This window comes from Bacteroides thetaiotaomicron VPI-5482 (assembly GCF_000011065.1).
In the GTDB taxonomy this organism is placed as follows: domain Bacteria; phylum Bacteroidota; class Bacteroidia; order Bacteroidales; family Bacteroidaceae; genus Bacteroides; species Bacteroides thetaiotaomicron.
The window spans coordinates 334,187-360,313 of record NC_004663.1; the positions used below are offsets into that span (position 1 = coordinate 334,187).

At 41.4% G+C, this 26,127-nt stretch carries 12 protein-coding genes and 1 pseudogene; 12 read left to right on the forward strand and 1 reads right to left on the reverse strand.

Annotated elements, in window-relative coordinates; all coding sequences use genetic code 11:
* Positions 1–21 precede the first annotated feature (21 nt).
* Positions 22–2,712 (reverse strand): outer membrane beta-barrel protein, encoded by a 2,691-nt coding sequence (locus tag BT_RS01420; protein ID WP_008766170.1) that lies wholly within the window; start codon positions 2,710–2,712, stop codon positions 22–24.
* A gap of 317 nt (positions 2,713–3,029) precedes the next feature.
* Here BT_RS01420 and BT_RS01425 point away from each other — a divergent pair, with 317 nt between their 5' ends.
* The 12 genes and pseudogenes from BT_RS01425 to BT_RS01480 all read left to right on the forward strand — a co-directional run bounded on the left by BT_RS01425 (position 3,030) and on the right by BT_RS01480 (position 26,048).
* Complete coding sequence (locus BT_RS01425) at positions 3,030–5,369, forward strand: beta-galactosidase (protein WP_008766169.1); 2,340 nt, start codon at positions 3,030–3,032, stop codon at positions 5,367–5,369.
* Positions 5,370–5,571: 202 nt separating this feature from the next.
* Positions 5,572–6,537, forward strand: coding sequence for a tyrosine-type DNA invertase cluster 3b (locus BT_RS01430; protein ID WP_008766168.1), 966 nt, complete (start codon positions 5,572–5,574; stop codon positions 6,535–6,537).
* 391 nt (positions 6,538–6,928) lie between these two features.
* Positions 6,929–7,678 (forward strand): YjbH domain-containing protein, encoded by a 750-nt coding sequence (locus BT_RS01435; protein ID WP_008760589.1) that lies wholly within the window; start codon positions 6,929–6,931, stop codon positions 7,676–7,678.
* A 4-nt stretch (positions 7,679–7,682) separates the two neighbouring features.
* Entirely contained in the window at positions 7,683–8,915 is a 1,233-nt protein-coding gene (locus BT_RS01440; RefSeq protein WP_008766167.1) for a YjbH domain-containing protein, read from the forward strand.
* 38 nt (positions 8,916–8,953) lie between these two features.
* Positions 8,954–10,384 (forward strand): carboxypeptidase-like regulatory domain-containing protein, encoded by a 1,431-nt coding sequence (locus BT_RS01445; RefSeq protein ID WP_008766166.1) that lies wholly within the window; start codon positions 8,954–8,956, stop codon positions 10,382–10,384.
* 268 nt (positions 10,385–10,652) lie between these two features.
* Positions 10,653–11,546 (forward strand): ABC transporter ATP-binding protein, encoded by an 894-nt coding sequence (locus tag BT_RS01450; protein WP_008766165.1) that lies wholly within the window; start codon positions 10,653–10,655, stop codon positions 11,544–11,546.
* 15 nt (positions 11,547–11,561) lie between these two features.
* A complete protein-coding gene (locus BT_RS01455) occupies positions 11,562–14,867 on the forward strand; it encodes a xanthan lyase (RefSeq protein WP_008766164.1) in 3,306 nt (1,101 codons plus the stop codon).
* Positions 14,868–14,887: 20 nt separating this feature from the next.
* A complete protein-coding gene (locus tag BT_RS01460; RefSeq protein ID WP_008760594.1) occupies positions 14,888–16,384 on the forward strand; it encodes a TolC family protein in 1,497 nt (498 codons plus the stop codon).
* 7 nt (positions 16,385–16,391) lie between these two features.
* Positions 16,392–17,453 carry an efflux RND transporter periplasmic adaptor subunit gene (locus BT_RS01465; protein WP_008760595.1) on the forward strand — a complete coding sequence of 354 codons (1,062 nt, stop codon included), beginning with the start codon at positions 16,392–16,394 and terminating at the stop codon, positions 17,451–17,453.
* 48 nt (positions 17,454–17,501) lie between these two features.
* Positions 17,502–20,618 carry an efflux RND transporter permease subunit gene (locus BT_RS01470; protein ID WP_008766163.1) on the forward strand — a complete coding sequence of 1,039 codons (3,117 nt, stop codon included), beginning with the start codon at positions 17,502–17,504 and terminating at the stop codon, positions 20,616–20,618.
* A gap of 2 nt (positions 20,619–20,620) precedes the next feature.
* Positions 20,621–25,331 (forward strand): annotated as a pseudogene (locus BT_RS01475) (efflux RND transporter permease subunit).
* Between the two features lie 15 nt (positions 25,332–25,346).
* Entirely contained in the window at positions 25,347–26,048 is a 702-nt protein-coding gene (locus tag BT_RS01480; RefSeq protein WP_008766161.1) for a hypothetical protein, read from the forward strand.
* Positions 26,049–26,127 lie beyond the last annotated feature (79 nt).

The following is a 26,127-nucleotide window of genomic DNA, read 5'->3' on the forward strand; positions in this document are numbered from 1 at the left end:
ATTTCCTTCTCTTTTATAATTTTAGTTTTGTACCGATTGTCGTTTTCTTTTTTGTCCGAAGGTATTGAACCGATACGCAATATATGCCATAAAATATACGTTAGAAGTACTGGATTCTCTGTCGGTGATAGAATTCTCGGAAATGGAACGTTCCGAACTTTCATTCTCACGAAGTATATCATATAGGTGAAATCGGACGGTTGCCTTTTTCTTCTTGAGGAAGCTTTTCGATATTTGTGCGTTCCATAGGGTGCGGTTAGTATCATTTTTACCGCCATATCCTCTTTTTAATCTACAATTGATATTGGATGAGATTTTTATATCCCAAGGTAAGTTTAAGTTTGCTTCAGTTCCGAATGTATAATCAAATGTTTCCCGTCGGTTCTCTTTTTTGATAGAATGTTCTGATTTTCGATATCTGACTTCTGCAGATAACTCAAAGTCAATCAGATCGCTACGGTAGCTCCCTTTTAAGCGTTCTGATAAAAAGAGGTTAGTCGTATTACTTTTAACTGCATCTGACTCTTTGTTGAGCACAGTGAAACCGACAGAGTTGCCGTAATTTGTATTGGTGTGTGTATTTACTGTGAATTTTTTGTTGGATAATGGAGTACTGAAGGTAAGCGAACCGTTTATTCGCCAGTTCCCGTTCACATTAGTCGGTTGGGTAGTCTGTCCTCCGGTATTTTCGTCATATGTGACAATACGTGTTGTACTATTCATTGTATTATTATAGGAGAGGTTAGCATTCAAACTACGGGATGTTTCAGTAAAGTAAGTATTAAATGTAGCTGATATGTTGTTATTGAATGATGGTTTAAGTTCGGGGTTAGCTAGCCGTATGTTTAAAGGATCAGAAATATCTTTTTTTCTATATAAGTCGGTCATACCGGGTTGTGCCGTTCTCCCACGATAGTTTATTTTTAAGGTTGTTTGTTTAGAGAAGGTATACTTAAAGTTTATGGTGGGGGAGTAGTTTATTGCATTTCTGGATAAATACTCAAAGGTCGTGTCCCGCATATAGCTTTTATTTGTCGTTTTTTGTGCCTCAACTTCTATACCTATATTATAAAAATAGTTGGTGCGGATAGTACGGAAAAATATGCCGGTTTGGTGGGTGGAATATTTATTTTTGTAGCAATCACTGTGCGCTGTGTCAGGATATTGACTGTATGTATCTTCTTGTTTATCCCAGTCATAGGCATATTTTTCAGAGAGTGAGGAACGGTGTTGATAGCTATAATTAATTTCGATAAACCGATTGGTAAATACAGGTTCCATATATGTTATCTGAACTTGATATTTATTGTTTTTGTCAAGTTTTTCAATCCATTGGTTCAAAGTTTTTATACTATCACCATACTTCAAGTAATAAGTATTCGAAAGACTATACCGATCGGAATTGCCGTCATCCAGATCGTAATAAAGACGTAAGGCGATGTTTCTTCCTTTGCTGTTTAATTTGCGGTTCAACTGCAAAGAGCCATTGGTGGAGAATCTGTCATTCGTTTGGTGGTTTGTGGCTTCTTTCCGGTTGATAGGAGTTGACTCGTTGTTGAGCGTTTCTGAGAAGTTGCCTGAATTGGAGTTTCCTTTGGAAAAATTAAATGTCGGTCGATACATAATAGTGGTGAGGCTGTCTAATTTCCATTCGAAACGAAAATTAGCGGAAATAGCACTTGTCTTTCCATCGGATTGGTTGTTCTGCAGGGAAAACTGAGAAGTGTTGTCTGACAAAAAAGATTCTGTATGACGCTTGCTCCATGAATCGCGTTTATTTTCCCGGACTTCAATACTACCTCCATATTTGAGTTTCTGAGTATTCTGAGAATAGTTGGCACCTATTCTTTGATTGGAATTAATTCCATTGTCGTTGGCGGTACCATTGATTGATAAGTTCATTTTGTTTTTGAAACGATTGGCCATTCCTTTTGCCCTATAATGGTCGTCATTTCCATATCCTGCTTCAAAGTTACCATTCCATCCTTTTCTCATACTTGGTTTTACGCGTAAGTCGAGTACCATTTCTTCTTTACCGTCATCTACTCCGGTAATACGTGCCATGTCTGATTTCTTTTGGTAAGTTTTTAGTTGATCTATCATATCGGCTGGCAGTTCTTTTAAAACCGTATTGGGGTCGTTAAGGAAGAATTCTTCTCCGTTCATCATGATTTTTTTGACTTCCTGACCATTAATGATTAATTTCCCTTCTTCGTTTATTTCGGCTCCGGGTAGCTTTTTGACTAGTTCTTCCAATGCAGCACCTTCACTGACGCGGTAAGCGGAAGTATTATATGCGGTTGTATCACCTGTGACGACAACAGGCGGGGCTTGGGCTACAATGACGGTTTCGTTAAGAAGTACAGCATCAGGTTTCAACTCTATTTTGCCTAGTTGAACAATAGTCTGGGTTGTGTTTATTTGCAGGGGCTTATATTCGGTAGCGAGGCCTATGAAAGAAATTTTTAGCAAAAAACGTCCCGGGAGAGTTGTGAGTGAAAATTTTCCCTGTTCCAAGCTGGAAATGCCTTTTACATAATTACTGTCGGGCAAGGATAACAGTTGTATGGTAGCTTGCTCAACAGGGAACTGTGTGTCTTTTTCCAGAATACTCCCCTGTACTGTGACACGTTGAGTCTGTGCTTGAATATAAGCAGTATTTATGTATGATATAATTAATGTTATTAGTAGTATAAAAGTCGTTTTATTCATAAGGTCTCCCGTTATGAGGTGTTTTAGTGTTTATGGTATTTCTTGCAAATATCTTGATTTTTTCTGTAAAAAGAGTTCATAAAATGATAAATAAAGTTCATTTGAACGATATTCATACCCTTTTGACTTATTTGAGGACCTTTGTTTACGCATAATACCTCATCTTTGCACCGTACTCAGTTTTCAATAGGTATTATTTTAGTTTTTAGGAACACTTGGATTATTTTCAAATTCGCTGTCGGTTTAATGGAAACATTAGCCGATAGTGAATTCTCTTTATTAAGTATGAGATATATCATGAAAACAATAGATAGAAAATGAAGAAACCTTTATTGTATTTACTTATTTTAGTAGTGGCTGTTCTTGGCAGCTCATGCTCTCAATCTTCGGAGGGCACATTTGAAGTGGGGAAGAATACTTTCTTGCTGAATGGAGAACCGTTTGTTGTAAAAGCGGCAGAGATTCATTATCCGCGTATCCCGAAAGAATATTGGGAACATCGTATTAAAATGTGCAAGGCACTGGGTATGAATACGATTTGCTTGTATGTGTTCTGGAATTTTCATGAACCGGAAGAAGGAAGGTATGATTTTGCCGGACAGAAAGATATAGCTGCGTTTTGCCGTTTGGCTCAAGAGAATGGAATGTATGTCATAGTGCGTCCCGGACCTTATGTCTGTGCGGAATGGGAAATGGGCGGCTTGCCTTGGTGGCTGCTGAAGAAGAAGGATATCAAACTTCGCGAGCAAGACCCATACTACATGGAACGTGTGAAACTCTTTTTGAACGAAGTGGGCAAACAGCTGGCTGATCTTCAGATTAGTAAAGGAGGGAATATCATTATGGTACAGGTGGAGAATGAGTATGGAGCATTTGGAATCGATAAGCCGTATATATCCGAAATCCGTGACATGGTAAAACAAGCCGGTTTTACAGGTGTTCCTTTATTCCAGTGTGACTGGAACTCGAATTTTGAGAATAATGCACTGGATGATTTGCTCTGGACTATTAATTTCGGTACGGGTGCTAACATCGACGAGCAATTTAAACGGTTGAAAGAACTACGGCCGGACACTCCATTGATGTGCAGTGAATTTTGGTCCGGATGGTTTGACCATTGGGGAGCCAAGCATGAAACAAGAAGTGCCGAAGAATTGGTAAAAGGTATGAAAGAAATGCTGGACCGCAATATTTCTTTCAGCTTGTATATGACTCACGGGGGGACTAGTTTCGGGCATTGGGGAGGCGCGAATTTCCCGAACTTTTCACCGACTTGCACATCGTATGATTATGATGCTCCTATCAATGAATCCGGTAAGGTGACTCCTAAATATCTGGAAGTACGGAATCTGCTTGGTAACTACCTGCCGGAAGGTGAAACCTTGCCGGAAATTCCGGATTCGATACCGACTATAGCTATTCCTACTATTAAAATGACTGAAATGGCAGTCTTATTTGATAATCTGCCTCACCCCAAAGAGAGTGAGGATATCCGGACAATGGAAGCTTTTGATCAGGGATGGGGTAGTATTCTGTATCGGACTTCATTATCCGCTTCTGATAAAGAACAGACATTACTGATCACAGAAGCTCATGACTGGGCACAAGTCTTTCTGAATGGTAAGAAACTGGCTACTCTGAGCCGTTTGAAGGGGGAAGGTGTAGTAAAGTTACCACCATTGAAAGAAGGTGACAGACTGGATATCCTGGTGGAAGCAATGGGAAGAATGAATTTCGGCAAAGGTATTTATGACTGGAAAGGTATTACCGAGAAAGTAGAACTGCAATCTGATAAAGGAGTTGAACTGGTGAAGGACTGGCAGGTATATACTATTCCGGTAGATTATAGTTTTGCCCGTGATAAGCAGTATAAACAACAGGAGAATGCTGAAAATCAACCGGCTTATTATCGGTCGACGTTTAACCTCAATGAGTTAGGGGATACATTCTTGAATATGATGAACTGGAGTAAAGGTATGGTATGGGTGAATGGCCATGCGATTGGTCGTTATTGGGAAATCGGACCTCAACAGACCTTATATGTACCGGGCTGCTGGTTGAAGAAAGGAGAGAATGAAATCATTATATTGGATATGGCTGGTCCTTCAAAAGCTGAAACTGAAGGTCTGCGTCAACCAATTCTGGATGTACAACGTGGTAACGGAGCTTATGCTCATCGTAAGATGGGTGAGAACTTGGACTTAACAAATGAAACTCCTGTTTATCAAGGGATATTTAAGTCAGGCAATGGTTGGCAACATGTGAAATTCGGTAAGAAGGTGGAGACTCGTTTCTTCTGTCTGGAGGCTTTGAACGCCCATGATGGGAAAGATTTCGCGGCTATTGCAGAATTGGAGTTGTTGGGCGAAGATGGCAAACCGGTATCCCGTCAGCATTGGAAAGTGATTTATGCCGATAGTGAGGAAACGGATGCCGCGAACAATATTGCAACAAATGTTTTTGATTTGCAGGAATCAACATTCTGGCATACCAATTATTCCTCTTCCAAACCTGCATTCCCTCATCAGATTGTGATAGATCTTGGTGAAGATAAAGTTATTACGGGATTCTCTTATCTACCCAGGGCTGAAGCCGGTAAAACGGGGATGATTAAAGACTATAAGGTATATTTGAAGATGCAACCGTTTAAGATATAATGTTTGAGATTTTTAAGAAAAGGTTAATTATTTATTAGTTTGTTCATTAAGTTATGAAAATCAGAAAGCGACTTTCACGTGAGTGAGGGTCGCTTTCTGATTTTCGTTCGAAATAAAATAATTCTTGTGATGGTTAAAACCCTAAGAGGAAGTATATTTGTTCTCTCATCTGAGATGATTTATATAATTAACTAGTGTATAAATGATGAAAAAAAATGGGTTTAGCCGATGCGCTGAGATGTACATCGGTCGTTTACGAAAAGAGGGGCGCTATTCTACTGCGCATGTGTATGAAAATGCACTTCTTTCTTTTAGAGGGTTTTGTGGCACACCTACCGTGTCATTCGGACAAGTAACCCGCGAACACTTACGGTGTTACGGGCAGTATCTTTATGAACGTGGCTTGAAGCTTAATACGGTTTCGACGTATATGCGTATGCTGCGTAGTATTTATAATCGTGGAGTAGAATCGGGGAGGGCTCCTTATGTTCACCGGTTGTTTCACGGGGTGTATACAGGAGTGGATGTCCGTCAAAAGAAAGCTTTGCCGGCAACTGAGTTGCATAAGCTTTTATATGGAGATCCTAAATCGGATATTTTACGGCGTACACAGGCGATTGCTGCTTTGATGTTTCAATTCTGTGGTATGTCTTTCGCTGATTTGGCACATTTGGAGAAGTCGTCTTTAGACAGGAATGTTCTTCATTATAATCGTGTTAAAACGAAGACTCCGATGAGTGTGGAAATACTGGATACTGCTAAGGATATGATTTATCAGCTTCAGAACAGAAAACCTGCTCTGCAAGATTGCCCTGATTATCTATTTAGTATTCTGAATGGTAATAAAAAACGGAAAGATGAAAGTGCTTATCGGGAATACCAGTCTGCCCTCCGGAATTTCAATAACCATTTGAGAGGACTGGCAAAGGCTTTGCATCTGACTTCTCCTGTCACTTCTTATACCATTCGCCATTCGTGGGCTACCACTGCGAAATATCGCGGAGTTCCTATTGAAATGATCAGCGAATCGTTGGGACACAAATCAATCAAAACAACACAAATCTATCTTAAAGGCTTTGCTTTGAAAGAACGTACTGAAGTAAATAGAATGAATTTATCTTACGTGAAGAATTGCTTGGAGAAAAGTGTAAATAATATAAAGTATTAGTAATCAGTATATATATGTGTGTGTTACTTCTTAGGTAACGGAAATAATAATGGCGCAAAGATAGACAAAAAAATAAATAACAAGCAAATAAACTATCCTTTTTTTCTTTTTTGATTTAAAAATAAGATAAAAATAGCCTAGAACATGAAAGAACCCTTTTCTTCATATTCTAAGATTTTTACGTCCCATAATCAAAGGAATTTCACCCTACGCTTAGACTGAGCCTCCTTTAGCAACTTGGTATGTCCTATTTTTCGTGTTTTAAGAGATTTCTCCCTTCCCCTGTGTTTTCCGTTACCTAAGAAGTAACAGAAAAAAGAATGGTAAAAATAGAGGATTTATGAATCAAATTGGGGTAAGGTCTCTATTTAGGAATATACATAGATAAAAAATGAAACAAACTGAAGCTATTTTGGGGGATATGCGATTTATTCCATTAAAGGGTGTTGTATTAATTCTGATTCTCATCTTGACAACAAGCCGGGTTCATGCACAATATGCTCTTGGGGCAACTGGGCAGATGATGATACCTACAGCCGAGATGCAGGAAACAGGAACCTTTATGGGAAGCGCAAACTTTCTTCCTGAAGAGGTTACGCCTAATAAGTTTAACTATCCTACCATGAACTACTCGGTAGATATGTCTTTGTTCTCTTTTGTTGAACTGACTTACCGTATGACGTTACTCAAAATGCGAACGTATAATGGCAGAGTCGGTTATCACAACCAAGATCGTTCCAATACTATCCGTATCCGTCCATTGAAAGAAAGCCGTTATTTCCCTGCTGTGGTAATTGGTGCTGATGATCTTTTTACAGAAAAGGCTACTCAGTATTGGGGAGATTATTATGGTGTCTTAACTAAGACGTTTGGTTTCTGCAAGGGGCATCAGTTGGCTGTTACAGCAGGCTGGTATTTTCATCAGGGCAATCAACCGGCTTTCAAGAAAGGCCCTTTTGGTGGTATTCGTTATACTCCCGCTTTTTGCCGTGAGTTAAAGCTGATGGCAGAGTATGATACCAATGGATGGAATTTGGGTGGAGCAATACGTTTTTGGAAACGTTTGTCCGTCCATGTGTTTACGCGCGAATTTACCTGTGTTTCTGCCGGTTTGCGTTATGAATGTACATTAATACATTAAGAAGATGAAAAGAGTATTTAGTATACTATATATAATATGTTGCTGCACTTTGGAAAGTGTGGACGCGCAATCTGCTGGGATATCTGAAGTCCTGAAAGAATTGCAAATGGAAAATATATCTGTGGCACAGAAGCAGGATACGATTACGGCAGCATTTGAGACTTCCGTATATAGGGGATCTTATAATGGTATAGGCATTGCAATACGTCGCCTGATCACTCTTCCGGAAGTCTCTACATTGCAGTTGGTCATATTGGATAATGCTTTGCCGCAACTTTGTATCACTTTGCCTGCGAAGCTGATTGAGGATTATCAATCGGGAAAATGTGATTTGGATGGAGTTTACTGTAGTATGCAGATGACTACTTCCACCAAAACTGCAATGGAGGCCTTAAAAGGAACCAAACGAGAGTCTACTACTTTTGGGAAAGTGGACGTAGTGGTTTATCCGGGGGTAATGTTAGTTAATAATGTTACTTACAAATTATATAAAGCAGCTTTTGAATTGCAACCGGCTGTAGAAATGCAACTTTGGAAAGGTGCTTCATTGAGGCTGCAGGTTTGCTTACCTATCGTCAATAATGAGCCGGGCAAATGGGATTGTATCCGACTGGGGTATTTGACATTGCGTCAGGAATTTCGTCTGGATAATCATTGGAAGGGATACCTGACTGGTGGAAATTTCTCGGATGATCGTCAGGGACTCGCAGCCGGTATTGGTTATTTTTCTTCTGACGGCCGTTGGACAGTAGAAGGAGAAGGTGGTATAACCGGTTCGTCTCATTTATATGGCAACGACTGGGGAATGAGTAAATGGAAAAGAGTGAATGGGCAGCTCAGCGTAGGTTATTTCATTCCACAAGTGAATACTCAATTGAAAGTTAGCGGTGGACGTTTTATATATGGAGATTATGGGGTATGCGGAATTCTTTCACGTTACTTCGGTGAATATGTCGTGGGACTTTATGGCATGTATACAGATGGAGAAACAAATGCCGGATTTCATTTTTCGATTCCATTGCCGGGTAAGAAGCGTAGTCGTCACGCGGTACGTGTGATGCTTCCGGATTATTTCGCTTTTCAATATGACATGCGTAGTGGGAATGAATTTGCTCGCCGTGCTTTGGGGGTAAGCTATAGAACCGAACCGAAATCTGCTGAAAACAGCCGTTTCTGGCAGCCGGATTATATCCGTTATTGTTTGATTCGTACCAATGAAAAGACAAAACTTAAATAAGAGTTGATATTAGTAATTTAAACAAAAATTGAACAATTATGAGAAATTTAAAATGGTTGTATGCATGCTCTTTGGCGATAGCCTTCGGTGTGTTGTCTTTTGTAACAGTTTCCTGTCATGATGATGACGATGAACCAAAGCAAGAACCAGGTGAAGTGATTGAAACTCCCGCTCCGGTTGTTGAGTATTATATTATGGGTACTGTGACGGATGCCGGGAAAGGTGTGTCTGGTGTTGATGTAAAAATTGGTACTGAGACAATTAAGACTGACAAAGATGGTAAGTTCTCTGTAACAGAGAAGAATGTAGGTAAGTATTCTGTAGAAGTTGCTCCTAAAGGTTATCTTGCTCAAAGTACTTCTGTAGAAATTGCTGCTAATGCGGAAAATCGTAGTGTGGTGACTGTTGCTGTGGCTTTGACTAAGCAAAGTGAACCTACGACTGTAGAAGTTGGAGAGACTGGTAATACAGAAGAGGTTAAGGTAGAAGATAAGAGTGCTTCGAATGAGGAAGTTAAAGAACCGGGTACTGTTGAACCGGAGGATGTGAAAGAAGATCTTCCTCTTGTAACTCCTGAATTAGAAATCCCAGCTGGGGCAATTCAGACAGAAGGTAATGAAGACGTTCTGGAAGGTGGTAATGCTGAAGTCAGTGTAACTACGTATGTACCAGCCCCAGAAACTGTGACTACAGAAGTGAAGAAAGAAGAAGAGAATAAAGAAGTAGAAAAGACCATACCTTTGGCGGCAGCACACTTTGAACCTAGTGGTTTGACATTTGCAAAAGACCACTATCCAACTATTTCAATTCCTAATCCTATTCCTGGCTTGACTTTCGCTGATGATATGGTACTTACTTATTTGGAGAATGGAAAGTGGGTTCCACAAACAGAGGACATTAATAAAGTTGTTTATGATGAGAAATCAGGTAGCTACACAACTAAAGTTAAGCATTTCTCTTCCTATGCTATGGAAAATAAAGTCACTAGTAAAGTTAGTACTGAAAATGTAGTGAAGAGTGAGATTTTAGGACAGGCAAGTTGTGATAACAGTGAAAATCCTAAAGCTGTAACAGGAATTGCATTGACTTATAAAGAAAAGTCGGGTTGGGAATGTAAAGATGCGGATATTAAAGCGGCTGTAGAAAAAGCTTTGTCAGGTGCAAAACCAGAAACAGTTAATGCTATGGTAGCTTTCTTCAAAACTCGTTTATACTCATTGATGGGATCGGCATCAGGTATTACAGAAACAACTCGTACCTATAATACTGTAAATGTGAACGGTTATACAACAATGACTTATACTTGCTATGCCAAGACTCGTACTACTACATTGTCGACCACAGTGAAGTATAATAATAAGGATGTGAAGATTTCAGTAACTGCAACACGCTATACCGGAACTGACCATCAGTATAAGACAGTGACTACTAATCCTACTCATAGTGGTGGTAAGGGTGGAAGTAACTAATAAATAATTAAGATCATAAAAATAACCCTTTTTTAATAAACCCCTTTTTTATAAACCCTGTTGGGCAATAATCATATGGGATATGAGGAGGAAGAGGTCACTGTGAAGTGGTTTCTTCCTTTTCGTTTATGAGATATATGGATGTTTGTTGAATGTTCATTTTAGACAGAATTCTACTAATATAAGTTAATGTTTATAATTATGATTTGTATCCTGTAAATAAAGCCTATCTTTATCACCCAATACAACATAGGACAAATAAAATGTCATGAGCATAATTATTAAGAACCTTAATAAGATCTATCCAAACGGAAATCATGCCTTGAAAGATGTCAATCTGGAAATACCTGCAGGGATGTTTGGCTTATTAGGACCCAATGGCGCCGGCAAATCTACTTTAATGCGTATTCTTGTAGCCCTTATGGAACCAACTTCCGGGCAAGTAGAAATTTGCGGTTATGATTTGATGAAACAGCGGAAAGAAATACGCGGTATTCTGGGGTATCTTCCTCAGGACTTTCGTTTTTTTGCCAAATACAAAACGTATGAGTTTCTTGATTACGCGGCGCGTTTGTCCGGTATGACCCATAGCAGGCAGAGAAAACAGGCTGTGGATGAAATGCTCGAAAACGTTGGGTTGTTCGATGTTCGCGAACGATATGCCAATAAATTATCGGGAGGTATGAAGCGGCGGTTAGGAATTGCACAAGCGCTGATACATCATCCTAAGGTAATCATTGTTGATGAACCTACTACCGGACTTGACCCGGAAGAACGTATCCGTTTCCGTAACCTTCTTTCAGAGGTCAGCGAGAATGATGTGACTATTATTTTGTCTACTCACATTGTCGGTGATATTTCCAGTACTTGTAATAATATGGCGTTAATGAACCGGGGACAAGTTTCCTTCAACGGTTCTCCGCAAGATATGCTGAAATTAGCCGAGGGCAAAGTGTGGAGAATTAGGGCTGCGGGAGATCAGTTGCATGAGATCGATAAAAAATATCCGGTAATCTCCACGATTCCATCGGGGACAATCTGGGAAGTACAGGTGGTTGCCGATGAAGTAGAAGGATACGAAGCGGAACCATTTCCCCCTAATCTGGAACACGCCTATGTATATTATATGGAGAATCAATTAAACCTTTGGACAAACGACTAAACACGATATGCTGATATGACCTTTATATCTAATATACAATCGGTAGCAAAATATGAAAGTAAATTATTAATCAGAAGCTGGTTCTTCAGAGTATTCACGGTACTCGCTGTAACTATCATTACTTTTTTCAATTTCCAGTTGTTCGTATCGGAAGATAGCGGAGGCTTCTGGATTGCTACAGCCATTCCATCGAACATTCCTTATCTAATTTTACTGTTGCTAAATACAGGGCAGGCTGTTATTGCTATCTTTCTGGCATCCGACTTCCTGAAAAGAGATAAAAAGCTGGATACATCAGAAGTCTTTTATGTCCGTCCATTAAGTAATGCTGAATACGTCATCGGTAAGATTTGGGGAAATCTGCGCGTCTTTTTGTTGCTGAATCTCATTATTATGGCTATTACGGCTGCATTCAACCTGACATTGGGAGAAGTGGACTGGATGGCTTACTTGCTTTATTTTCTGTTGATCAGTGTCCCTACGCTGATTTTCATTATTGGCCTGGCTATCTTTCTGATGCTGGTATTGAAAAATCAGGCACTGACATTCGTTTTATTGTTAGGATATATCGGACTTACCGTTTTCTATATTGAAGATAAGTTTTATTATCTTTTCGATTATATGGCTTATAGTCTTCCTTTGGTGAAGTCCAGCATTGTCGGTTTTTCCAACTGGGAGGTGATTTTAAATCATCGTGGCATCTATTTTCTTGCCGGACTGGCGTTTGTCTTTTTCACGATTTCCCTGTTCAGGCGTCTGCCGAATTCATCGCACAGTAATTATCCGTGGCTGGTTATTTCTTTTTGTACTCTCATGTTAGCTTTCGTATGCGGTTATTGGCATATACATTCGATTTTATATCAAAGTGATATACGCGCTACCTATACGAAGATCAACAACCAATATGTTTCTACTCCGAAGATGTTCATTCATGAATATGATCTTTCTGTAGAGCAGCATCTTGAAGATTTTCTGTCGGAAGTAACTGTGAAAGGAGTGGCATTGGACTCATCTGCCGTATTCACCTTCTGTTTGAATCCGGGATTAACCATTCATTCCGTTCATTCGGCCGGACAGCAACTCAAGTTTAAACGTGACAAGCAAATAGTATTGGTGGATTTCGGCACGAAGCATGCCAAAGGCGATACAATCTCTGCAACATTCAGGTATGACGGACAGATAGATAACTCATTTTGTTATTTGGATATTCCTCCCGAAGTGCTGCAAGCTTCCAATAAAAAGTTTCTGTTCAACATAGACAAGCAGTATAGTTTTCAGACGAAAAATTATCTGATGCTTACCCCTGAAACTTATTGGTATCCCCGTGCAGGAACAAGCTATAGTGATAAAAATCCTGACTGGCAGCAAACTTATTTCAGTAATTATCGCTTGAAGGTCAAGCCTCTACCGGGGTTAGTTCCTCTTTCTCAAGGGGAAGGAAAGTGTGATGAAGAAGGAGTGTATTCGTTTAAAGGAGATTATCCGTCTCAGACACTATCGTTGGTCATAGGTGACTATCAGCAAAAAAGTGCTTATGCGGACAGCATTCTTTATAGCGTTTGGCATTTAAGGGACCATGACTATTTTACTGCTTCGTTTGATTCTATTCACGATACCATTCCCTGGCTGATACGTAATGTGAAAGAGCAACTGGCACGGCAATATAAACTGGATTATCCTTTTAAGCGATTTTCTATTGTAGAAGTTCCTGTGCAATTTGCCAGCTATGAACGTGCCTGGTCGCAAGCGCAGGAGACAGTACAACCTGAAATGGTATTGTTCCCCGAAAAAGGAGCTATATTCTGGGAACTGGATGTGAAGAGGCAGGTGAAGAATCATATCCGGTGGTCGGGAAATAATGAAATCAGTCTGCAGGAAGCCCAGATGCGGACTTTTAGTAACTTTGCCTGGATGTTTTTGCAGACAGAAGGCGATTATAACTTTTCGTCGGGTAGTAGAGGACGGGGAAATCTTTCGTCTACGGCAAATCCTTATTTCCTTTTCCCGCAGATTTATAATTTCCGGTACAATATTTACTCTTCGGAATGGCCTGTTGCCAATCGTGCTATTGAGCTATATCTGCAAAAGAAGTCGGAAAATGAAGGGTGGGAACGTCAGATAAATGGGCTTAGTAACAATGAAAAGGCCAACCTGCTGCTGGAAAAGCATACGTTCAAGGAGTTGCTGGCTGATGTGGAACAGCGTAATCTGCAAAATAATATCGTAGGACTGGAGGCAAGCCGTCTTTTTGCCCGGTCAGAAATAAACATGGGCGTAGATGCTTTCCGGGATTCACTATATGCGATGTTGAAGCGTAATACATTTCTGAACATAAAGTTCGAAAATATGCTGGATACTCTGGGAGAAATGAGCCGGACGGATCTTTATTCATATTTGAAAGAATGGGAACAGTTGACGCCTCTTCCTTTTTATTCGATCGGAGAGCCCGAACTGACCAAAGTTGTCAATAAAGGAGGAGAAGAATTCTTTGTCTTGAAAGTACTGGTGAGCAATAACTCGGATTATGACGGAATCATTCAGATGAACGTTCTTCAAAATGGCTGGTGGTATCAACCGATGGAAGATCCTAGAGCCAGAAAAAAGGTAGAGATAGCTGCCCATACAAGCAAAGAATTTGTTTCTGTCTGGGAAGAACAGATACGTGATGTGGAAATCAATACGATGGTTTCCGGCAATCTTCCTTATATGATACGGCAATCCATTGGTAATGTAAAACAAGAACGGAATAAAATAGTCAAGGACACTATCTATACCTTGCCGGAATCATCCTTAGAAATGCCGGGAGAGGTTATTGTGGATAATGAAGATTCCACTCTCTTTGTACTTTCTACCCCTGCTGTCGTAGGACTTCTGCCTAAATGGCTGGATAAAGTGGAGGATACTTCCTTTAAATATTCGGGCATATCCTGGTGGCGTGCGCCTTTACAATGGACAGCTACCACCAATGCTAAATACTATGGCAAATATATCCGTTCGGCCTATGTGATTAAGAGTGGAGACGGCAGTCAGACGGCTACATGGAAAATTCCTGTGCCGGAAGCCGGTCAATATGAGCTTTATTATCATGTATTCAAGGATGATGAACTGCGATGGAATGATCGCCTTCAGGGTGAATATCATTTCAGGGTGGCATACGACAGTGAGATGGAAGATGCCTATATCAATCTGAGAAAAGCCAATGAGGGTTGGGAACAACTCGGTACTTACTATTTTAGTGCCGATACGGTTCGTGTCGTGCTGACGGATGAATGTAAGCTGCGCTCTGTGACAGCCGACGCAGTGAAAATAGTGAAACGATAATTATTAAAACAGCAAACTATATGCAAAGTGACTTACTACTATTAAAAAGAATGCTGCTGACAATCGTAACTTTTACGGGAATTGCCCTGACATCACAAGGACAAATTCCTTTAACGATTGACAAGGCAATGGAGATTGCGCAGGAGAACAGTCCTTCTCTTCGCCGTTCCTACATGAATTTGGAGAGATATAAGCAGAATCTGCTGGCGCAGAAGGCTTCATTAAAGTCTCGATTTTCATTAAATCTGAACCCGGTGGACTATAACAAGAACAGGCGTTTCGATAATCGTCTGTCACAATGGTACACGAATGAAACATTCAATACCAGCGGGACCTTTCAGGTCGATCAGCCCATTCTATGGACAGACGGTACTATTTCTTTAATCAACCGTTTCGGCTGGCAGGACAACAGTTCCATTATAGAAGGCGATAAAACTAGTAACCGGGCATTCAGCAATGACCTCTATCTGCAATTGACTCAGCCTATTTTTACATACAACAAGCGTAAAATGGAACTGAAGCAAATAGAATATGATTATGAAAATGCCAATATCAGTTATGCTTTGCAGCAACTGAATACGGAGAAAAGTATAACCGATCAGTTCTATTCTGTCTATATGGCACAGAGTAATCTGGAAATCAGTCGTGAAGAACTGGTTAATGCCCAGCAAAGTTATGATATTATCAAGAATAAGGTAGAAGCGGATTTAGCAGCGAAGGACGAACTCTTTCAAGCGGAACTGAATCTGGCTACGGCACGTTCGTCTGTAGACGAAAGTCAGGTGAATCTGGAGAATGCGAAAGACAAACTCAAACAGACTCTCGGAATGAGGCTGGATGAAGATATTCTCGTATTTGCGGAAGTGGAGATTAAACCGATTCAGGTAAATCTGGACCAGGCCATATCGCATGGATTGGGTTCGCGTCTGGAACTTCGTCAGCGTGAAATAGAGAGCAAGGAACTTGAGTTCGATATGATTAAGACAAAAGCGCTGAACGAGTTTAAAGGAGATGTATCCATCTCTTTCGGATTGATAGGAGATAATAGCCACCTGAATAAAGTCTATAATAATCCGACACAGAATCCGAGGGTTTCCATCAGCTTTGCTGTCCCTATTTTCGACTGGGGTGAAAAGAAAGCAAGGATTAAAGCACAAAAGATGGCTCAACGGATTAATGAACTCGAGTTTCAAGAGGATAAAGTGGATATCGAGCTGAATATTCGTCAGGTATGGCGTAACCTCGAAAACCTCCGGACTCAGATTAAGATCGCCGAGCAAAATGTACAGAATGCACAGTTGACCTATGATCTGAATCAGACTCGTTACCGGGAAGGTGACATAACCGGTATGGAAATGAGCCAGTTCCAGACTCAGCTTTCGAATAAGAAGATTACTTATACGCAGGCGTTGATTAATTACAGAATAGAATTACTTAATCTTAAAATCCTTTCATTGTATGATTTCGACAAGAATATCCCTCTTGTTCCTATGAAAGACATTATTGATAAAAAATAAGCAGACCATGAAACAGTATCAAATTTTTATTGCATCTTCTTTGTTAACAACCTTATTGTTAACCGGCTGTGGCAACAAACCACAAAACGCACCCAATAATATTGCAACTCCGGTATCTGTCGTGGAGCTGAAGAAAGGTTCTATCAGTAAATTAATAAATACAACAGGAACAGTGCAGCCGACTTACGGTGCATCTCAGAATGCGGAAATGAGCGGATTTTATAAACTTCAGACTAATCCGAGAACCGGAAAACCTTTCAAAATGGGAGACAGGGTAAGTAAGGGGGAACTGATAATCCGTCTGGAAGACAAGGAGTATGAAAACGGAATCGCTATTGACGCTAAAAAACTAAGTCTTGAAATTGCTGAACAGGAACAGTCAAAGCAGAAAGCTCTCTATGAAAAAGGAGGGGTGACGATGAGTGAAATGCGGAATACGGAAGTAAAAGTAACGAATGCCCGTTACGATTATGAAAACGCAAAACTCAATCTGGAGAAGATGAAAGTGAAAGCTCCGTTTGATGGTGTGATTGTTGATTTGCCTCACTATACGGCCGATACAAGAGTGGAGCAGGGAAAGGCTATGGTGAGTCTGATGGCTTATGATAAAATGTATATGGATATCAATCTGCCGGAAAGCAGCATTCGTTATGTCAAGGAAGCGCAACCGGTATATATTACTCATTATACCATCCCTGGAGATACTTTAAAAGCGAGAGTCGGTGAGCTGTCTCCTGCAATCAGTACGGAGACACGTACTTTTAAAGGAAAGATTCTGATTGATAATGACCAGTTGAAGTTGCGTCCGGGTATGTTCGCCAAAGCAGATATTATCGTTGACAGAGCTGATAGTTCTATCATTATACCTAAAGACGTAATCTTGTCCAATCGTCGCCGGAAATACGTATATATCGTCGAAAAGAATACGGCAAAGATACGCAATCTGCAAACAGGTCTGGAGGATGAATATAATATCGAAATTCTATCCGGACTTAATGTAAATGACAATTTGGTAGTGAAGGGTTTTGAAACACTGAAAGAAGACGCCAAAGTCAAAATCCAAAAGTAAATCATGGATGCGATATATGAACGCATCTTTTGAAAATAGGAAATACTTATGAAGAATATAATCAAATTTGCAGTAGGCAATCCGGTTACGATTTGTATGGTAGTATTTGCCCTCTTATTGTTGGGAAAAGTATCATACGATCAGTTGAGTGTGGATTTATTGCCCGATCTGAATAATCCCCGCCTGTTTATTGAATTAAAGGCGGGTGAACGCCCTCCCGAGGAGATCGAAAAGCAATTCGTTAAAAATATGGAGTCTATGGCGATCCGGCAGAGTGATGTTACTCAGGTCTCTTCCGTGATTAAAGCCGGGACGGCACGAATTACTGTAGAATATACCTGGACAAAGGATATGGATGAGGCTTTTCTAGATTTGCAGAAAGCCATGAATCCGTTTGCCCAGAACAAGGATATTACTGAACTGAAGATTACGCAACACGATGCGAACTTGTCTCCGGTAGTTTTGGTGGGAATGTCTCATCAGAGTATTACAGATATGGCGGAATTAAGGAAAATCGCCGAAAGCTATATCCGCAATGAGTTGATTCGTCTGGAAGGCGTGGCTGAAGTGACGCTTTCGGGAGAAGAAGTCAGTACTCTTACCATTCAGACTGATCCTTATAAACTGGATGCTTTTCAACTGAAAATAGAAGATATCGCTTCGCGCATCGAATCGAATAATCAGAGTATATCCGGTGGACGGGTCAGTGAACTGGGATTACAATATCTGGTGAAAAGTTCGAGCTTGTTTGCTTCGGAAGATGATTTTGAGAATCTGATTGTCGGATACAAAGCGATACAACAAGAGGAAGCATCCGGAAACAATGCTTCGGGAACAGCGACTGCCAACAGTAATAAAGCTCCTGTTTTTTTGAAGGAAGTGGCTACTGTGCAGTTTTTGAACGCTCGTCCGGAGAACATTGTACGGATTAACGGGAAGCGTAGTATCGGACTGTCTATTTATAAGGAGATGCGCTTTAATACTGTAAAAGTGGTGGATGAGGTAACCCGCCAATTGGCAGTGATAGAGAATGCATTGCCCGGTTATCATTTTCAGGTGATTTCCAATCAGGGTACTTTTATAAAAAGTGCGATAGGAGAAGTGAAGAGCAGTGCTGTTCTGGGTGTTATTCTCGCTATTGTAGTCTTGTTTGTATTCCTTCGCCGGATGGGGACAACACTGATTGTCAGTCTTGCTATTCCCATCTCGATTGTGGCTACTTTCAATCTGATGTTCTTCAACGGACTGTCACTGAATATTATGACATTGGGAGGACTGGCGCTCGGGGCGGGTATGCTCGTCGATAATGCCATTGTCGTCATAGAAAGTATCTTCCGAAATCAGGAGAAAGGATTGAGTATCAAAGAGGCTGCTATTAACGGGACGGCAGAAGTTGCCAATGCGGTAATAGCTTCTACTCTGACGACTATTGTCGTCTTCCTGCCGATTGTTTATCTTCACGGAGCTTCGGGCGAACTGTTTAAAGATCAGGCATGGACGGTTACTTTCTCACTGGTTTCTTCTTTGTTTGTGGCTATCCTGGTGATTCCGATGTTATATATCCAGCTTTCCGGCAAGAAGGTTAAGCTGGAAGAAGTGAAGTCCATTCGTATTACAGGATATAGCAGAGTGCTTCGCAAGCTGATTCAGCGACGTTGGCTGGTGATCGGTATGGCAGTGTTACTCCTTATCGTGACTGGATTGCTGACTCCGTTTATCGGAACTGAGTTTATGCCCCGTGCGGAAAGCAAGACGTTTACGGCTGTAATCAAAATGCCCGAAGGTACACAGATGGAACGCACTTCCGCTGCTGTAGGTAATCTGGAAGAATTGTTATATGCTATCGTTGGCGGTGATTCTTTATGTACGGTATACAGTCATATCGGAGAGGGGAGCGGTTCGGAAAATGCGATATTTGAAGGAGAAAATACAGCAATGATGAAAGTGATCCTTTCACCGGAATGTACACTTTCACCGGAAAAGGTGATTGCGTCTTTCGTGGAATCGGCCAAGAATCCTGACGGACTGGAACTGACGATTCAGCAGGATGAGAATTCTCTGAGTTCACTGTTAGGAAGCGAAGGGGCTCCTATTGTTGTGGAGGTCAAAGGAGAGGAGTTGGATGAGATTGCTCAGTTGACTGAAGAGGTGAAGGAACGGATGATTGGCGTAAATGGAATCTATGATGTTATTACCTCCGTGGAAGACGGTGCTCCGGAAGTTGTGATCTCGATTGATCGTACAATAGCCGGTATCAATAATTTGAGTGTGGCTATGGTAATCGAACAATTGAAGCAGCAACTAAGCGGTAAGGAAGTCGGTAAGATGGAATATCGCGGTGAGATGCGTGATATCGTCATAAAGGTGCCGGATATCCCGTTGAGTTCTCTTGGTGCTCTTGTCATCAAAAGTGGAACACAGGAATTTGTATTACAAGAGATTGTTACCATTACTCACGGACAAGCGCCCAAGGAGATTCTGCGCCGCAATCAAAGCCGTATCGGTAAGGTGATGGCTAATATGGATGCGAGTAAATCACTGGATAAAGTAGCAGCCGAAGTGCGTGAAACGGTGAAAGGTATTGAATTGCCTGCTAACTACAGTATTACAGTGACAGGAGAGGAAGAAAAACGGCAAGAATCAATGAACAGTCTGTTGTTTGCTCTGATGCTTTCTGTTGTACTTGTCTATATGGTGATGGCTTCCCAGTTTGAATCCTTGCTGCATCCGTTTACGATCTTGCTGACTATTCCTCTGGCTGTAGTAGGTGCTATCTTACTTTTCTTCATTACCGGAACCACTATCAATATGATGGGAGTTATCGGTATTGTCATGCTGGGAGGTATTGCCGTCAATAACTCTATCATTCTGGTAGACCGTATCAATCAGCTTAGTCAGGCGGGAATGGAGTTGACTGATGCCATTGTAGAAGCAGGGCAACAGCGTATCCGTCCGATCATCATGACTACTTTGACTACGATTCTGGCCATGCTTCCGATGACATTCAGTTTTGGTGAAGGTGCATCTTTACGTTCACCGATGGCTATAGCTGTGATCGGAGGATTGATAACTTCTACTCTGATGAGTTTGATGGTTATTCCTTGTGTCTATTATGTCTTGGAGAATATCAAAAGACGTATAAATCGCCGAACTAAAAACAGCTGAAGATGAACTTTTTACTAAATAGGAGAATAACGATTTGTATGCTGTTTATTGCACTCAGCCTGCTGGGCTATGTGTCGTATAAACAACTTCCGGTGGAGTTGCTGCCCAACGCAGAACTTCCGGTTCTGTTTGTCCAGGTGTCGTCACAGCAGGATATGGACCCTTCGTATGTAGAGTCGGAAGTGATTATTCCACTCGAAGGAGCGGTCAGTGCGATAGGTGGAGTAGACAAACTGCAATCCTACATTGACAGGAGGCAGTCCAGCATACAGATTGACTTTAAAAAGAATATCAACTTCAAGATGACCAGTCTTAAACTGCAGGAGAAAGTGAATGAAATCGCAGCCTCCCTGCCGACCGGTTTTACCGTACAGGTACAGAAAGTGGATATTGCTCAGATGAATAATAACTTCATGGTGCTTCAAGTGCGTGGTACGGGAGGAACCGACCGTGTCCGGAGTCTGGTAGACGAGGATGTTCGTTCCGATCTGGAGAATATAGATGGGGTAGCTTCCGTCAATATCTACGGAGGACGGCAGAAAGCCATTGAAGTGCGTCTGAATCCGGAGGCTTGCAAGGCTTTGAACCTCACTGCTTCCAAAATAAGCGGTTTGCTCTCGCAGAATACCCAGGAAAAGACATTTGTAGGCTTCGCAGATGAACCCGACAGCAAGAATTTTGTCCATGTCAATGCGATGTATACCAAAGTTTCTGATTTGGAGAATATAGTTGTCGCTCCTGGTCCTATTCTGCTGAAAGACCTGGCAACCGTCTTTTTTGACTTGAAAGATGAAACCACCTATAGTCGTGTGAATGGAAAAGAAGCCGTTTCGGTTGCTTTGATCAATGATTCACAGGCTAATCTGATTGAACTTTCACACCGTGTATCCGATGTGATTGAAAAGCTGAATGAGAAGCTGGCTCCGCTCGAACTGGAAATTGTCATTCAGGAGAACAAGGCTGAAACCATGGAAAATAATATCAACCAGATTATTAATCTGGCATTGGTAGGGGGATTATTGGCTGTGTTCGTTCTTTGGCTTTTCCTGAAGAATATGCGGTTGGTGTTTTTTATCGCACTTTCCATACCGATTTCTGTCTATACGGCTTTCAACTTCTTCTACGCTTTTGGTATCACTATCAATAGTCTTACCTTGGTAGGAATGGCGTTGGCCATCGGAATGCTGCTGGATAATAGTGTCGTGGTGCTTGAGAATATTTATCGTTTGTCGGGAAACGGCTATACGCCCGAACGTTCGGTAACGCAGGGAACAAAAGAAGTGTGGCGCTCCATTGTGGCGGCTACCCTGACTACCATTACTGTGTTCCTGCCGTTCGTTTTTTCTGATAATTTCCTGATAAAACTGATCGGGCACCATATCGGAGTATCCATTATATCAACTTTGACGATCTCGCTGTTTGTAGCTTTACTTTTTATACCGATGATTACTTACCTTCTTTTGAAGAGTAAGAGTGGGAACAGCGTCGTTTATGAAAAAGTCTCGATCGTTCAGCGTCCGATGCAGGTCTATCTGGTCTTATTGAAGACTTGTATGCGTAATCCGGGAGTGACAGTCTTTGGAGCTGTAATCTTGCTTTTTGCAACATTGATTTTGTCATTGACCTTGAATGTGCAACAGATGAAGGAAGTTGCTTCAGACCGGTTCAACATCAGTGTCGTGATGCCTACCGGGAGTACGCTTGAAAATACGGATAAGATTGTAAAGGTACTGGAAGAACGTCTGGAGGATTTTCCGGAAAAGAAAGATCTGATTTGCCGTATTCGGGAAAAAGAGGCGACTCTGACACTCGTTTTGCAGGAAGATTACACAAAGATCGCCAAACGGAAAATAGCCGATATAAAAGCGGATGTGCAGACTAAAGTCGCCAATATCAATGGTGCGGAAATCTATGTCTCTGATGCTATGGGAGGCGGAGGAGATAACTCGGCTCTGAGCAGTCTGGGCGGATTCATGCGTTTGTTGGGTATCGGTGACAACAGTGAACGGGTGGTGATCAGGGGATCTGATTTCGAAATGATGCAGATGGTGGCAGAGGAAGTGCGTTATTTGTTGGACGAACAGGATTTTGTACAGCATACTCATGTTTCGTATACTCCCCGTCAGGCAGAAATAAATCTGAACTTTGACCCTATTCTGCTGACTGCTTATGATATTAACCGTGGCAATATTACCACCGGATTGACTGCGCTTAATAATGAATACTCTTCCGAAGCTACTTTCAAGGTGGGAGAGGATATTTATGATATTATTATCCGTGACGAAATACCGGAAAAGGAAACTGAAGAAGAGGCACAGGAAAAAGCTCAGAAAGAGAAAACTGTGGATGACTTGCGTGCTATCCGGATAGAAAATGCCAATGGCGGTATGCACAATCTAGAAGATATATCGTCTCTGAATTATGGACGTGGGCGTTCGCGCATCATCCGTGTCAATCAAGATAAGCAGATTGAGGTATACTATGCTTTTCCGAGAGATGTTCAGTCTTCGAAAGATTTATTGGGAGGATATCGTTCCGATATCGACCAGTTGATTGCCAGTTATAATCTTCCGTCCGGAGTCGCTGTGCAGGTATTCCATGAGGAGGATGAATTCGGGGATTTCAAATTCCTTATTCTGGCAGCTTTTCTTTTGATATTTATGATCCTTGCTTCAGTCTTCGAGTCTGTAGTGACGCCTTTTGTGTTGCTTTTTACCATTCCGTTGGCCGCTATCGGTTCTTTGCTGGCATTATTGCTTTCGAGCAACAGTCTGATGAATGCGAATACACTGACAGGGTTCCTTATTCTGTTGGGAGTAGTCGTCAATAACGGAATCATTCTGATAGATTACGCCAACATTTTGCGTAAACGGGGATACCGCCGGAACAGGGCGTTGATGACTGCCGGTATGTCACGTATTCGTCCCATTCTGATTACTTCCATCACCACGATTGCTGCCATGCTTCCGTTGGCTATGGGAGATACGGAGTATGCAGGGGCTATCGGTGCACCTTTTGCCATTACAGTGATAGGCGGACTTTTCTTTTCTGCCATGCTGACGCTGATTTTAATTCCGACAGTTTGTATGGGACTGGAAAATGTGCTTCAGTGGTACCGTTCGTTATCCCGTAAACTATGGACCATTCACCTGATTCTTTTTTGTGTCCGGTGTAATCTGTATCTGGCTATACACTGACGGAATGCTTTGGCAGTCAATCTATCTGGTAGCACTGATTGCAGGCATACCGGGGATGACATACTTTGCGCAAACCAGTCTCCGTAGAGCTAAGGCGGAGGTTATCAATCCGGATGAAGAAATACGTATTTCTGTCCGCAATCTGGTTAAGATCTACGATTGGCCTGGACACATCAGCCGTCAGTGGAACAGTGGTTTGCAATTACGCAAACGTCTGGGATTGAGCAATGAATACCATTCTCTGAAGGACTTTATCAATGTGCTATGGCAGTTTGGTATCTTACTGTTTGCCATTTATTTCACCTATTTCTTCATTCATAACAGGCTTTGGATATTCCTGTTCTCGTTCGCTATTTATGCAGCGGTACTGTATTTGTGGAGAAAGGTACGTTCCTATTTATATTATCGATACGGAGATAATCGGGTAACAAAGATCGTAAACCGGGTGATATTCTGGAGTCTTCCTCCCCTTATCCTGTTTCAGTTATTCCGGAAACTGGATAATAACGGGCTGGTCATCATGATCGGATTGTTATGGCTGGTGGGTATTGCCATCTATGTCACTTCTCAGTATCTGTATGATCACGATGTAAATATAGAGCGTGTCACCGGACGATTTGCAGGGCTTCGCCGTTCCTATTTCCGCATGGTGAAGAGTGTTCCTATGATTGGAAAACGACGCAAACCTTTCAAAGCATTGCGTGGGGTGTCATTCGAGATTCAGACAGGTATGTTCGGACTACTGGGACCCAATGGGGCAGGTAAATCGACCTTGATGCGTGTCATCTGTGGTATCTTTGAGCAGAGCTATGGTAGTATCTGGATCAATGGTCTGGATACCCGTATCTACAGAGAAGAACTACAGAGTCTGATAGGTTTCCTTCCGCAGGAATTCGGAACTTATGAGAATATGACTTCGTGGGAGTTTCTGGATTATCAGGCCATATTGAAAGGAATCGTAGATGGAGATTTGCGCAGGGAGCGTCTGGACTATGTGCTGAAAGCGGTACATATGTACGAGCGGAAAGACGAAAAGATCGGTTCTTTCTCAGGAGGTATGAAACAGCGTATTGGCATTGCGCTTATTCTGCTTCATTTACCACGTATCCTGGTAGTGGATGAGCCTACAGCGGGACTCGACCCTCGCGAACGTATCCGTTTCCGTAATTTGCTGGTGGAATTGAGTAAAGACCGCATCGTTATTTTCTCCACTCATATCATTGAGGATATATCCAGTTCCTGTAATCAGGTAGTGGTAATCAATAAAGGTGAACTGAAATATTTCGGTGATCCTTCGGATATGGTGGAAATGGCTAACGGAAAAGTATGGCAGTTTAATATAGATAAGACAGAATTTGAAAAAGTACTGGACAAATCGTTGGTAATACATCATATTCAGGAAGGCGATACGATTCGGGTGCGCTATCTTTCTGTCGGACAGCCTTATGAAGGGGCTGTAGAGGTAGAAGCTAATTTGGAAGACGCTTATCTCTGTCTGCTGAAGAATATGAATTAAAAAGAAAAGAAGGATATGACATTCAAACAATTGATACAACTGTTGCCTAAAGTAGTCAGGTATAACCTGAAGATTATATTTGCCGGGAAGTTTTTCTGGTTTCTGTTGGCTGCATTTGGCTTTTTTGCTCTTTTTATGTTTCAGAATGCGTGGAAACGGGAGGAGATTAACGAGGGACTCATCTATAGCATCCTGATGTTTCCGTCTATGCTGCTTATTTTCTATCCGGCTGTATTCGGCATTCAGAATGATGAAGATAGCCGGATATTGGAGATTCTCTTTGGAATCCCCGACTATAAGTATAAGGTTTGGGGCGTGCGGTTATTGATGATTTATGTGGCAATTTTTGTTATTCTGATTATCTTTTCATACATAGCCATTTTATTGCTGTATCCGGTCAATCCGCTTGAGATGGCATTACAGTTGATGTTCCCGATACTCTTTTTCGGAAACATGGCTTTTATGCTGTCTACCATTACGCGGAGTGGAAACGGAACTGCCGTATTTATGATTATTATAGGCATTGCATTGATGTTCTTAGGTAAGCCGGATTCTTTTTGGAACGTTCTGCTGAATCCTTTTCGTGTTCCCGATAATGTTCATCCGATTATTTGGGAGGGAATCCTTATCAAAAACCGCATTTTCCTTTTATCCGCCAGTTTAGTCTGGATGATGATCGGATTACTATATCTACAGAAAAGGGAAAATTTTGTATAACAGCAGATTAGGATACTGAATATTCTCAATGGTTCTTGCTGCGATGAGAAAAAATTCTCACTATGATGAGAAAAAAGTC